Annotated in this window: 13 protein-coding genes and 2 tRNA genes; 6 read left to right on the top strand and 9 right to left on the bottom strand. The window is 56.3% G+C overall.

Annotation, left to right across the window (positions count from 1 at the left end; translation table 11 throughout):
* The 5 genes from tuf to II896_04765 form a co-directional block, all read right to left on the bottom strand.
* Nucleotides 1–273: elongation factor Tu (gene tuf / locus II896_04785; protein ID MBQ4443957.1), on the bottom strand; the 273-nt coding region annotated here is incomplete at its 3' end.
* Nucleotides 274–361: 88 nt separating this feature from the next.
* Nucleotides 362–2,470 carry an elongation factor G gene (gene fusA, locus II896_04780; GenBank protein MBQ4443956.1) on the bottom strand — a complete coding sequence of 703 codons (2,109 nt, stop codon included), beginning with the start codon at nucleotides 2,468–2,470 and terminating at the stop codon, nucleotides 362–364.
* 22 nt (nucleotides 2,471–2,492) lie between these two features.
* Nucleotides 2,493–2,963, bottom strand: coding sequence for a 30S ribosomal protein S7 (rpsG, locus tag II896_04775; GenBank protein ID MBQ4443955.1), 471 nt, complete (start codon nucleotides 2,961–2,963; stop codon nucleotides 2,493–2,495).
* Between the two features lie 52 nt (nucleotides 2,964–3,015).
* Entirely contained in the window at nucleotides 3,016–3,387 is a 372-nt protein-coding gene (locus II896_04770; GenBank protein ID MBQ4443954.1) for a 30S ribosomal protein S12, read from the bottom strand.
* A 58-nt stretch (nucleotides 3,388–3,445) separates the two neighbouring features.
* Nucleotides 3,446–3,700 carry a ribosomal L7Ae/L30e/S12e/Gadd45 family protein gene (locus tag II896_04765; protein ID MBQ4443953.1) on the bottom strand — a complete coding sequence of 85 codons (255 nt, stop codon included), beginning with the start codon at nucleotides 3,698–3,700 and terminating at the stop codon, nucleotides 3,446–3,448.
* 361 nt (nucleotides 3,701–4,061) lie between these two features.
* On the opposite strand from II896_04765, the gene II896_04760 reads away from it, so the two are divergent.
* Nucleotides 4,062–4,808: a hypothetical protein gene (locus II896_04760; GenBank protein ID MBQ4443952.1), complete on the top strand. Its 747-nt coding sequence runs from the start codon at nucleotides 4,062–4,064 to the stop codon at nucleotides 4,806–4,808.
* Nucleotides 4,809–4,917: 109 nt separating this feature from the next.
* On the opposite strand, the gene II896_04755 is transcribed toward II896_04760, so the two are convergent.
* Both II896_04755 and guaA read right to left on the bottom strand, forming a co-directional pair.
* Nucleotides 4,918–5,517, bottom strand: a complete 600-nt coding sequence (locus II896_04755; protein ID MBQ4443951.1) for a biotin transporter BioY — start codon at nucleotides 5,515–5,517, stop codon at nucleotides 4,918–4,920.
* A gap of 67 nt (nucleotides 5,518–5,584) precedes the next feature.
* A complete protein-coding gene (gene guaA / locus II896_04750) occupies nucleotides 5,585–6,565 on the bottom strand; it encodes a glutamine-hydrolyzing GMP synthase (protein ID MBQ4443950.1) in 981 nt (326 codons plus the stop codon).
* 192 nt (nucleotides 6,566–6,757) lie between these two features.
* On the opposite strand from guaA, the gene II896_04745 reads away from it, so the two are divergent.
* From II896_04745 to II896_04730, 4 genes are all read left to right on the top strand, one after another.
* Nucleotides 6,758–8,494 carry a carboxypeptidase regulatory-like domain-containing protein gene (locus II896_04745; protein ID MBQ4443949.1) on the top strand — a complete coding sequence of 579 codons (1,737 nt, stop codon included), beginning with the start codon at nucleotides 6,758–6,760 and terminating at the stop codon, nucleotides 8,492–8,494.
* A gap of 123 nt (nucleotides 8,495–8,617) precedes the next feature.
* Nucleotides 8,618–8,693 (top strand) — tRNA-Thr (locus II896_04740).
* Nucleotides 8,694–9,482: 789 nt separating this feature from the next.
* On the top strand, nucleotides 9,483–9,629 hold the full coding sequence (locus II896_04735; GenBank protein ID MBQ4443948.1) for a hypothetical protein: 147 nt from the start codon (nucleotides 9,483–9,485) through the stop codon (nucleotides 9,627–9,629).
* 6 nt (nucleotides 9,630–9,635) lie between these two features.
* Nucleotides 9,636–10,349 (top strand): tRNA threonylcarbamoyladenosine dehydratase, encoded by a 714-nt coding sequence (locus II896_04730; protein ID MBQ4443947.1) that lies wholly within the window; start codon nucleotides 9,636–9,638, stop codon nucleotides 10,347–10,349.
* A gap of 68 nt (nucleotides 10,350–10,417) precedes the next feature.
* Here the strand turns inward: II896_04730 and II896_04725 are convergent, their stop codons facing one another.
* Both II896_04725 and II896_04720 read right to left on the bottom strand, forming a co-directional pair.
* Nucleotides 10,418–11,182, bottom strand: a complete 765-nt coding sequence (locus tag II896_04725; GenBank protein MBQ4443946.1) for a tyrosine-protein phosphatase — start codon at nucleotides 11,180–11,182, stop codon at nucleotides 10,418–10,420.
* A gap of 50 nt (nucleotides 11,183–11,232) precedes the next feature.
* Nucleotides 11,233–11,673: a hypothetical protein gene (locus II896_04720; GenBank protein ID MBQ4443945.1), complete on the bottom strand. Its 441-nt coding sequence runs from the start codon at nucleotides 11,671–11,673 to the stop codon at nucleotides 11,233–11,235.
* Nucleotides 11,674–11,805: 132 nt separating this feature from the next.
* On the opposite strand from II896_04720, the gene II896_04715 reads away from it, so the two are divergent.
* Nucleotides 11,806–11,881, top strand: a tRNA-Ala gene (locus tag II896_04715).
* Nucleotides 11,882–12,226: the final 345 nt, after the last annotated feature.

Raw genomic sequence — 12,226 nt, 5'->3', positions numbered from 1 at the left:
GTTCTTGACGTAGTCAGCGTGTCCGGGGCAGTCAACGTGTGCATAGTGACGTTTTTCGGTGGTGTACTCAACGTGCGCGGTGTTGATTGTGATACCACGGGCCTTCTCTTCGGGAGCCTTGTCGATTTCGTCATACTTCATGACGGCGGCGTTGCCCTTGTTTGCACAATACATCGTGATAGCAGCAGTCAAAGTGGTTTTGCCGTGGTCAACGTGACCGATGGTACCGACGTTAACGTGCACTTTGCTTTTGTCAAATTTTTGTTTTGCCATGTTTAATTCCTCCTAAAGATTTCAATTGGGGTTGTTGCTACCATAATCTTAGCAACTTTTTCACAGTTTAGCAACTGTTTTCATACTATTAATAGAAAAATAACTTCTTCTTGACCTCTTCGGGCAACAAATCGAAGCACTTGAAGGTCATCGAGAAACTACCTCTGCCGCTGGTCGCCGTCCGCAACGCCTGGGCGTAGCCGAACAACTCGCGCAAGGGCGCCGTGGCGTGAATGACGTAATTGCCGTCCGTCACGTCCTGGCCGTGGATGCGGCCGTGGCGCAGACTGATGGTCGCGTTGGCGTCGCCGATACATTGCTCGGGTACGTAGATATCCACCGACATAATGGGCTCCAGCACCACGCAACCGACCTTGTCGACGGCCTCGCGGAAGGCTTCCGCTCCGGCGATCTCGAAGGCCAACGCGTTGGAGTCTACCTCGTGCATCGCGCCGTCCACCACGTCCGCGTCGAAGTCTATGACCTCGTAGCCGTAATAGCCCGACAAGCGCGCCTTTTGAATGCCCTGCTTGGCGGCCTCTACGTACTCGCGGGTGATGGCCCCGCCCGTCACGTGGCTCTGCATCGTCACGCCCGAACCCGCTTCGGTGGGCGTGAAGGCCACCTTGACGTCCGCGAACATACCGTGTCCGCCCGTCTGCTTGACGTAGCGGTGGGATATGGTCACGGGGGCGGCGAGCCGCTCGCGGTAGGATACCTGCGGTTGACCGATGGCGGCCTCGACCTTGAACTCGCGGCGAAGCCTGTCCATGATGATCTCGAGGTGCAATTCGCCCATGCCGGCGATGATGGTCTGCCCCGTTTCCTTGTCCACGTAGGTGCGGAAAGTGGGATCCTCCACCGCCAAGCGTTCGAACGCGGCCAACATTTTGTCTTTGCTGGCCTTGGTCCTCGGCTCGATGGCCTGACGAATGACCGGCTCGGGGAAACTGATTTGACCGAACACCACGGGGTGCTTGGGGTCACAGATAGTATCGCCCGTAATCACGTCTCTTAACCCGACGAGCACGCCTATATCGCCCGTGCGCAGTTCCTCAATATCCGTGCGATCGTTGGCGTGCATACGCATGATGCGCATCACGCGCGTTTTCACGCCGCGGTTGGGACTGAACACCACGTCGCCTATCTTCACCGTGCCGCTGTAGACGCGGGTGAAGGCGATTTGGCCGTACTGTTCGGTCATTATCTTGAAGACCAACGCCGAGAAGGGCGCGTCGTCTTTGGGCTCTCTCCACACGACTTCTTCGCTGTCTTTGGGATTGAAACCCTCGGTCTTGCCGATATCCACGGGGCTGGGCATATAGTCCACTATCGCGTCCAGCAGCTTGATGATGCCGCGGTTGCGGTAGGCGGTGCCGCACAGCACAGGGACCAAACGGTTTTGGACCGTGCCCGCGCGAATGGCGCGTTTGAGCAAGTCGGACGGCACTTCTTCTTCGGAGAGATATTTCTCCATCACCTCGTCGTCTTGGTCGGCCGCGGCTTCCAACAGCTTGTCGCGGTATTCCTCGGCCAACAATTCCATATCCTCGGGAATGGGGCTGTACTGCCAATCGGCATTGTCGCCCTCTTCGCCGAAGAGAATGGCTTTCATTTCCACCAAGTCGACGACGCCGCGGAACTCGCTCGCCTCGCCGATGGGCAACTGCACCGCCACGGCGGGCGCGCCCAATCGCTTCTTCATCATGTCGATGACTCTGAGGAAGTTGGCGCCTTCGATGTCCATCTTGTTGACGAAGGCCATGCGGGGTACGCGGTAGTGCTCGGCTTGCCGCCACACCGTTTCGGATTGGGGCTCCACGCCGCCCTTGGCACAGAACACGGCCACCGCACCGTCCAGCACCCGCAGGCTGCGCTCCACCTCGATGGTGAAGTCGACGTGTCCGGGGGTGTCGATGATGTTGATGGTCACCTCACGATAGTGGGGTTTGCCCGCGGCGTCCAATTCGGCCTCGCGGGTGTGCCAATGCGTGGTGGTGGCGGCAGACGTGATGGTGATACCACGCTCCTGCTCCTGTACCATCCAATCCATGACGGCGGCGCCGTCGTGCACTTCGCCCGTCTTGCGTATCTTGCCCGTGTAGAACAAAATGCGCTCGGTCGTCGTGGTCTTGCCGGCGTCTATGTGAGCCATGATTCCTATGTTACGAATATCGGTAAGTGCGGTTTCTCTCATGACTCAACACCTCGACCGTAGACTAATAACGGTAGTGTGCAAATGCCTTGTTGGCATCAGCCATACGATGCACTTCGTCCTTCTTCTTGACCGTGGCGCCGACGCCGTTGTAGGCGTCCATCAATTCGCCGGCCAAGCGGGCGTCCGAAGTACGCTCGCTGCGCTTACGCATAAAGTTGACCAACCATCTGATACCAAGGGTTTGCTTGCGCTCGGGACGAATCTCGATAGGCACTTGGTAGGTTGCGCCACCCACGCGACGCGCTTTAACTTCTACTTGGGGCATAACGTTCTCCAAGGCTTTCAAGAAAACCTCGTGGGGATCGGTGCCCATCTTTTCCTCTATGATTTTGAATGCTCCGTAAACGATTTGTTCCGCGGTGCCCTTCTTGCCGTCGTACATGATTTGGTTGATGAGCTTGGTCACAACCTTGTCGTTGTATACGGGATCGGGGAGAACTTCACGTTTGGGAACGCCACCTCTTCTAGGCATAAAATTCCTCCTAATAATTTTGATAAGTTGATTGAATCATCCGATTTGATGATTATTTAGGCCGTTTCGCACCATACTTGGAACGGGCTTGTTTGCGCTTGGCAACACCGGCCGTATCCAAAGTGCCACGAACGATATGATAACGAACGCCGGGCAAGTCCTTGACTCTGCCGCCGCGGATAAGCACCACGCTGTGCTCTTGCAGGTTGTGGCCGATACCGGGGATGTACACCGTACCTTCCATACCGTTGCTCAAACGAACACGCGCGATTTTACGCATAGCCGAGTTAGGTTTCTTGGGCGTCGTAGTGGTAACCGAAAGACACACGCCGCGTCTTTGGGGACACTTTTGCAAGATAGGAGATTGGGTTTTCTTCACTTGCTGTTCTCTACCGTGCCTAATTAACTGATTGATCGTTGGCATTTGTTTACCTCCTTGTAAGAATAATCGGATGAGCCTCCACCAACCCCGTGGTCGCTCGTCATCTAGTCGCTTCGACCAAGCCAACCACCGCGGCCGCGACGTCGATACCCACCATAGAGCCAAGCTTGGACTTGTTGTCGAAATACTTGACGCATATTTTGGAATTACCGACCGCCTCGAGCACTTGGCGCTTGACGAAGTCGTCGCTATCCAAGGACACTATGACACACCATACATTGCCCTCGGCAATACCCCGCAGGACTTGTTTCAGCCCGACAAGTCGATTGGGATTACTAGCAATAAGTTCGTTCACACTTGTAGACACAAGCACACCTCTTTTCTATAAGAAAATATGCTCGTATGCAATACAAGCAAAGCAATTCTAACACGCGCACGAAAGAATGTCAAACACGCCCCGAAAAAATATAATTAAATTTTCTTAATGTGGAAATGTGGACAACCGCCCTTGCAAATTCGCTTACGCTCGTTTGAAAGCCCGCCTCGGCCTACGCGCGACGTGCGTATGCGCCGACGTGCGAGGGCTTTCGTCAATGCCGAGCGGACGGCGAAAAGACGCCGAGCGAGCGCGGCGGACGCCGAAAGCGCGATTTTGCGTATTGACAAAAGGCCGCGATATGGTATAATTGTTTTATCCCCCGAGAGGAGTTTTCAGTATGGCTGACGAAATTTTTGAAGAGCAACGGCAAGAAGAAACCGCCGCCGAAACGGTCGAAGCGGTCGAAGAGGCAGACGAAAACGGGCAAGCCCCCGTCGAAGGCGAAGAGAACGTCGGCGAAAAGAAGCCCAAAAGTCTCAAACAGTTGATCGCCTACATCAAGGCGCACGAGAATCTTCGACAGGTGGTGCTGTTCACGCTGTTCAGCATGATCTGCGGCGTGACGCAGATGCTCATCACGCTGTTGCTGCCCATGATACTCAAAGCGGCCTCTCCCGATAAGATGAACGCCGCCTTCGGTTGGATCGCCATGGGCAACGGCAAGTACTTCTTCGACTTCACGGACGAAGGGCAAGGTTTGGGGTCTTTCCTCGGCTGGCTCATCGGTTCTATCTGGGGCCAAGCGCTCACCTTTATCCTCAATCGCAAAAAGACCTTCAACGTGCCCGATCACTTGGTGTTCCGCGTCGTCGCCTACACCATTATGGCCATTCTCATCATCATCGCGCAGACCGCCATCGGCAAGTTGGAGGGTGTGCTCAAGGCCAACGATCCCGACGCGACCGAGTTCGTCAACGTGATCTACAACCTCATCGCCCAAGTCGTCGCGGGTATAGCCGCCTTTACGATGAGTTTCTTCGGCAACAAGTTCATCGTGATGCGCAAGTGGAAAGTGAAGGGCGCACCCGCCGAGGCCGAAGCGCAACCCGCCGAGACCGCTGACGACGGTACGGACGCCGAGTAACGTTTCCATCATATTAAAACGCGCTCGTATCTGCGCGTAAAAACCGCCCGTCTCGGTAGAGGCAGGCGGTTTTTTCGTACTATTTGATTGCAAGTCGTTGCGGCGACCTTTACAGCATCGTCGCGGCGGTGGGCAGGGCTTTGCGCAGGGTTTTCGATAGCGTGACGGCCAAAAGGATTTTGACGGCGTCGGGCAGTAGGTAGGGAACGACGCATAGAGAGAGCGCTTTCGCCCAACTGTCCGTGGCGCGGTAAACGTAGATAAACCACACCGTTCCCAAAAGGTAGCACGCAAGTAGACCTACCACGCATAGCGCGGATTGTACCCATACGTTGGCGGCTTTTTTGCGCCAAATGGTCGCGCCGAGCCAATAGATAAGCGCGGAAAGGATGAAGCCCAACAAGTACCCGCCCGTGGGGCCCAACAAGGCGGCCACGCCCCCTTTGAATCCGCTGAATACGGGCAGTCCCAGCATACCCATCGCCAAATAGACGGCCACGACCGCCGTGCCTTTGGCGCCGCCCAAAAAGCACAAAGCGAAGAAGACGGCGAAGGTCTGCATCGTAAAGGGAATGACCGCGGGCACCGTGAGATAGGCGCACACGATCTGCAGAGCGACCGCCACGGCGATATACGCCACGACGACGGTGGCGTTGCGGGCCCGCTTGCGCGGGGTTTTAGCGGCGTTTTCTTCCAAAGATTTCTGCATTTTCCCTTCTTAGTACAATCGCGCACCGACGTGCGCGATTGCCATAATTCATTCTATTTCCGCGTCCTTACTCCCACTCGATGGTGCCGGTGGGTTTGGGCGTCAGGTCGTACAGCACGCGGTTGACGCCTTTGACCTCGTTGATGATGCGGTTGGTGATGGTCTGCAGCACGGCGAAGGGCACGTCCTCGACGGTGGCGGTCATCGCGTCCTTGGTGTTGACGGCACGGAGAATGCAGGGCCACTCCTCTACGCGCTTGCCCTCGCGGATACCCACGGATTTGAGGTCGGGGACGACGGTGAAGTATTGCCACACCTTGCCCGCCAAATGCGCACGATCGAACTCCTCGCGCAGGATGGCGTCGGACTCACGCACGGCTTCCAGACGGTCGCGGGTGATGGCGCCCAGACAGCGCACGCCCAGACCGGGGCCGGGGAAGGGTTGACGGTAGACCATATTGTCGGGAAGCCCCAAGGTCTTGCCGACCACGCGCACTTCGTCCTTGAAGAGCAGTTTGACGGGCTCGACCAACTCGAATTGCAGGTCGTCGGGCAGGCCGCCTACGTTGTGGTGGGCCTTGACGCCGTGGCTCTCGAGAATGTCGGGGTAGATGGTACCTTGCGCCAAGAAGGCTATGCCTTCTTGCTTGCGGGCTTCTTCCTCGAAGACGCGGATGAATTCCGCGCCGATGATTTTGCGTTTTTGCTCGGGGTCGGCGACGCCCGCCAACTTATCCAAAAAGCGGTCCACTGCGTCCACGTACACCAAGTTGGCGTTCATTTGGTCGCGGAATACTTTGATGACTTGTTCGGGCTCGCCTTTGCGCAACAAGCCGTGATTGACGTGTACGCACACGAGGTTCCGACCGATGGCTTTGATGAGCAAGGCCGCCACGACGGACGAATCCACGCCGCCCGAAAGGGCCAGCAGCACTTTTTTGTCGCCGACTTGGGCGCGGATGGCGTCTATTTGCTCGGCGATAAAGGCTTGTGCGAGAGCGGTGGTGGTAATGCGTTGCATTTTTTCGGGTCTGACGTTGGTATCCATAGCAAACTCCTCCTTTGCATATCTAAATTATATGCGCGCAGGCGTATGCTGTCAATAATCTGTCGATAATATGGTATTGTATTTTTTGTAAAAAAAGAGGTTCGATTTCGTACAAATGAGCACCAAAATTGACCGAGCCGCATTGACTACGCCCGCGAAGTGTGGTATATTGGAATATAGCGAGGTATCAATATGAAAATTGCGCGTATATGTACGATAAGTTTTGTCTGTCTGCTTTGTTTGACGTTGTGCTTGGCCACCGCGGCGGCTTTCGTGCCTGCCGAGACCGCTTTCGCGTACGACAGTTACTATCAGCAGACGCCGGGCTTCGACGACGAAGTGTTCACCGCCTTGGATTACGGTCTGTATTGGTACGGCACGGATAGTCGCATTCCCAAGAAAGCGGGGACGGAAGGCGCCAATTTCGACCCCAACAAACCCACGCTTATCTTCACGCACGGTATGAAAATCACCGAGGGATACAATCGCCGCGACCTCGTGTCCCTGTGGGCGGCCACCAACGGTTTGTTCGCCGACAAGGGCTACGATCCCTATATGTACTACGACGAGTATTATCAGATTTTGCTCGAAATGGGGTATAACGTAGGGCACTTTTATTGGAACCAGCTCGCCGAGATCAGCATCGACGAGGACTATCGTATATGGACGTCCGACCTCTATGACGAGGACGGCAACGACATCGGCCTGAATTATTTCGTGTCCAACAACAAGGGCAAGCGCACGTTGGGCGATCCCGCGAAGAATCCCCACGACTCGGTCGCGGTTTTGTTCGGCGAAGCCATCAAGTCGGGCTTGGGCGCTTCGTACAACAAGCCTTGGCGTTTGGTCGGTCACTCGATGGGCGGTCAGTTGGTCTTGGCCACCACCCAAAACCTCATCTATCAAAAGAACGCGGGTACCATCGGTCAAAACCTCGTGCCCGAGCGGGTGTCCTTGGTGGACCCCTATATGTGCAACACCGCCACCGTGGCGGGTATGCGCCTCGACCACATGGGCGGCAAAGAGATCCCCGCCGGCACTTGGACGGCCGAATTGTGCGCCGACGCGTTGGCGGATATCGCCGCCGAGAATATCGCGGTGGACGCCTACGGCGGTATGTCTATGGTGTATCGCAATTACGAGATGATGACCGAGGCTTCCATCGCCTCGACCGAGTACGCCATCGCGCAACGCGGCGAGGGCGCTTCCGACTTGGCCGACCTTCGGGCGCAACTGACCAAGTTGGAGGGCGACCGTGCGCGTTACGCCGCGCTCACCGAGCGCATCGGCGGTTTGGCTTGCTGGACGCACCTCACGGCGTTGGCCGACAAGTACGGCCCGCAGTCGCATTGTATGATCATCGACTACTACTTCACCACGATGTACGAGGACGAGCAGACCGACAACTACGGCAACGTGCTGCCGTCGCTGGACTCCTCCACCGAGTATATTCGCGGATTGCGCGGGTACAACTTCCGCCAAGTCAAGCGCGAGGGGTCGATCGCAAACCCCTTCTATCGTCATACGACCGACTTCGTCAAGGTGGACGCGCGCAATAATCCCGTCACCAACATTTTGACGGGCGTGGCCGAGGGCTATCAAAAGGCCACCGTGCTGGACGTCAACGACGAGGTGGTGCAAGAGGCGGCCATCGACCAAGACGGCCGCTATACGCTCTACAGCCTCGACAACGGCGTATATACCGTGCGCTACGAGGGCGAGGGCAAGACGACCGTCAACGAGCAGTTGGTCGTGGACAACGCCGCCAACGGCAATCGCGTCACCATCGCCAAAGTGGAGGCGCCCCAAAAAGGCAACGACGCGCTGACCTTGGTGTATATCCTCATCGTGCCCGTGGTGCTGCTTATCGTGATGGTGGTGGTCATCGTGGTGGCCGCCAAGACCGTCAAGAAAGCGAAGAACGCATAGTTGCGGCGCGAAAAAACGCCCGCAAAATGGTCAAAAACTTCGAAAAAATGCGTGATTTGGCAAAAACTCTTGCAAAAAAGTGTTGCAAAACGCGCGGTTATATGCTACTATATTGTAGCGAATGCTAGTGTGGCTCAGCAGGTAGAGCAGTTGATTCGTAATCACCAGGTCGCCGGTTCGAATCCGGCCACTAGCTCCACAACATTCAACCCTACGCCAACCCGTAGGGTTGTTTTTTATGTCGACGCCGTGCCGTGCTCGCACAGGCAACGACGCCGATATAAAAAAGGCAGAGCGCATTTTATGCGCACGGCGTAGGGTTGAATGTTGTGGTTGGCTCCCCCACTGGGGTAGGGGCCCGATAGTCTTTGCCATAGGCAAAGGCTTATCCGGCCACCCTTGGGGAAGCCAAACGCTAGTGACCGTATTCTCACCGTCGACCGAGGTCGCCCTAGACGGCGCGCAAACCTCTGCCTTAGCAAAGTGCCCCTCTCCCACTCGCGCCTATTCCGTCCGTGCTTGCGCAGTGCGCTCCCCCACTGGGGTAGGGGCCCGATAGTCTTTGCCATAGACAAAGGCTTATCCGGCCACCCCGTGGGGAGCGCACGCCAACGTCGGCGTATTGCGCTCAAAAAACCATATACGTGGGTTTCTTTTCGTAACAATGCTTTAGGCGCTGCGTTTGCCGATCAGTGCGGTAACATATCCTGCAACTTGACTGACGATGGGGATATTGCTCCCCGACAAAAGCGGCAATGCCGCTTTCAACACAAAACCTATTGAAGCGTAACTGATATGTCGATTGCCGACGGGGATGGAACACCGTCGGCAACGGGGCGCTTGGAAAATTTCCTCGCGCCCCGATTTTCGCCGTTTAGGATGGAGACGCACATCGTTTTTAGGGGGACTTTAACGCGTAAAACACGTTTTCTCGTTGAAACCGAGTGATAAGTATGGTATAATGAAATAGAAAAGAAGAAGAGCCTTTATGTACAAGTGGGAAGCGGCGTTCACCGACAACTGTATTCGCACCGAGACCACCGTCGGCGCGATAGGCTCTACCGACGTCAAAAAGTCGGTGGGACGACAATATTGCGTACAATGCGAGTGCGCATTCAACTATACGAGGATGTAGACGGCTATGAAATCTCAATTCGTGCGGACGGCTATGCTGATTGGCGAAAAAAAAATAGAGATACTGTCCGCCAAGACCGTGGCCGTGTTCGGCTTGGGCGGCGTGGGCGGCAACGTCGTGGACGCTTTGGCGCGCACGGGCGTGGGGCACTTCGTGCTGGTGGACGCAGACCGAGTGGCTCCGAGCAACATCAATCGCCAGCTTATCGCCACGTGGGATACGGTGGGCGAGGACAAGGTGGACGCGATGGCGCGGCACGTGACGGCCGTCAACCCCTCGGCGACGGTGGAGAAGCGCAAGACCTTTTACTTGCCCGAAAACGCGGGCGAATTCGATTTCGCCGCCTACGACTACGTGGTGGACGCCATCGACACCGTGAGCGCCAAGATCGACCTTGCCGTGCGGTGTCAAGCGGCGGGAACGCCCCTCATTTCGGCGATGGGGTGCGGCAACAAGCTCGATCCGACCAAATTGACGGTGGCGGACCTATACGACACGCACACCGATCCTTTGGCTAAGGTGATGCGGCGGGAGCTCAAACGGCGCGGCGTCACCAAGCTCAAGGTGGTCTATTCCACCGAGCCTGCCGCTACGCCCCTCTTCGCACCCGAGGAAGGCGCCCCAGCTCGTCGCGCCACGCCCGCCTCTACGGTGTTCGTACCCCCCGTGGCGGGCATCGTCATTGCCCGCGAGGTGGTGATGGACTTGTTGGGGCGATAAGCATAGAGAAGAACGAAAGACGGCACGCCGATATGCGTGCCGTCTTCTTGTAAAACGCCGTTTGGTATCTATTTCCCCTCTACGTATAGGGATTTCCAATGCCGACGGCGTTCCTCGTCTATGCCGTGCGCCTCTTGGAGAAAGGCGTCTGCGTCGGGGTAAACGGCGAGGATCGCGTCCCGCGCCGTGTCGAACAAATAGTCGTGTACGGTGATCATATCCCGCGCGAAACGGTTGATATAGGGTTTGCGCGTGACCAGGCGCACCAAGCGGCAAATTCGCTCGGTCTCTTCGGCGCGGCACTCGTTGGAGCGCAGGTATTCCTGTCGACATTGCTCCCAACTTCTGCCCAAAGCCAACTCGATGAGCATTGCGCCCACGCCCGTGCGGTCTTTGCCCGCCGTGCAATGGAAGGCGAAGGTCTTGCCCTCGTCCATGAGGCGGAACAACTCTTGGTAGCCCGCGCTGAAGGGCATTTCGCCGTACTGCCGTCGCACGAATGCGCGCACTTCGTCCAATTCGGCTTCGGTCATACGGAAAAAGGAGCGAATGGCGGCGGCCGTAGGGGCGATGCCGTTGCTGTCGCTCTCGCCGAAGATGGACGCGTTGACGTGTGCCACCCCGTCGGGGAGCCAATCGGGCTTCTCGGTGGATTCGGCCACGGTGCGGAAGTCGACCACTTCGTCAAGCCCCATACTGCGGATATACGCCTTGTCGGCCTTGCATTTGGGCGCGAAGATAGCGGTACGGTAGATTTTGCCTTGCCGTATCCTGCCGTCGGGGGTGGATAGCCCGCCCATATCGCGAAAATTGATCAGTTTGAGGTCGCTCATCCTTTTGCTATTGCGACTCTATGGTCGCCAATACCCCTATACGTAGCGAACTATTCGATACCAAGCGCCTTGTCGAGCGCGGCGACGAGGTACGAGTAGCGTTCGCAGTTGTCCGCTATGCCCAATTTGCTCTCGCGGTCCTGTTCGGGGTTGTTTTCGTACACGAGCGGTTTGCCGCCGAACTGCTCGCTCGTCAGGTCGAACACGCAGCCGTTCACGTCGTTGTAGCAATGCACCGCGCCTCCGCCCAAATCTATGCCGTAAACCTTGCCGCCGTAGATATCCTGTACGAGGAAGGACGTGATGGTGCATTGTCCCAAGGTCTTGTTGTCTTCGCTCCACGTAGGGCGCATACGCGACGAGCAACTATAGCGGCACCAAATGTTTGACAAAAGGTCGTAGAGGTTGCGGGGCGTGCCCACTTTTTGATACTTCGGATTGATGGGTAGCACGTTCGCTCTTTCCCAGCCGTAGAAATCGTAGGTTTTCATTCATTTTGCTCCTTTGGAAGGTCTGTTATCATTGTACCATATCAGCCCGCCCAAATCAAGAAAAGATTTTTTTGAAAAAGTGGCAAAAACAATTTACAAACACGTACGAATCGTGTATAATAACAAAGCAATGGGGGTGTAGCTCAGTTGGTAGAGCGCTTGAATGGCATTCAAGAGGTCGCCGGTTCGATCCCGACCATCTCCACCAAAAGCAAAAACCGAGACGAATCGCGTAAGCGGTTCGTTTTTTGTTAAAGGGGTGCCCGCACAAGCCGAAGGTTTGAGCGGGCACCCCTTTAAACAAAAGGTAGTGTCTTTGACACTACGGTTTTTGCTTTTGGTGAGAGCGCCTCCCGCGAGGGAGGAGGGAAGTCCCGAGCGAAGCGAGGGGCTATCCCGACCTGCGCGTTGTGAAGAAGAAACTCTTGCCGCAAGCCGAAGGTTTGAGCGGGTGCCCCTTTAAACAAAAGGTAGTGTCTTTGACACTACGGTTTTTGCTTTTGGTGAGAGCGCCTCCCGCGAGGGAGGAGGGAAGTCCCGAGCGAAGCGAGGG

This window comes from Clostridia bacterium (assembly GCA_017394805.1).
Lineage (GTDB): Bacteria > Bacillota > Clostridia > Christensenellales > CAG-1252 > RUG14300.
The sequence above is the reverse complement of the archived record's forward strand: the minus strand, read 5'-3'. Positions and strand labels throughout refer to the sequence as shown.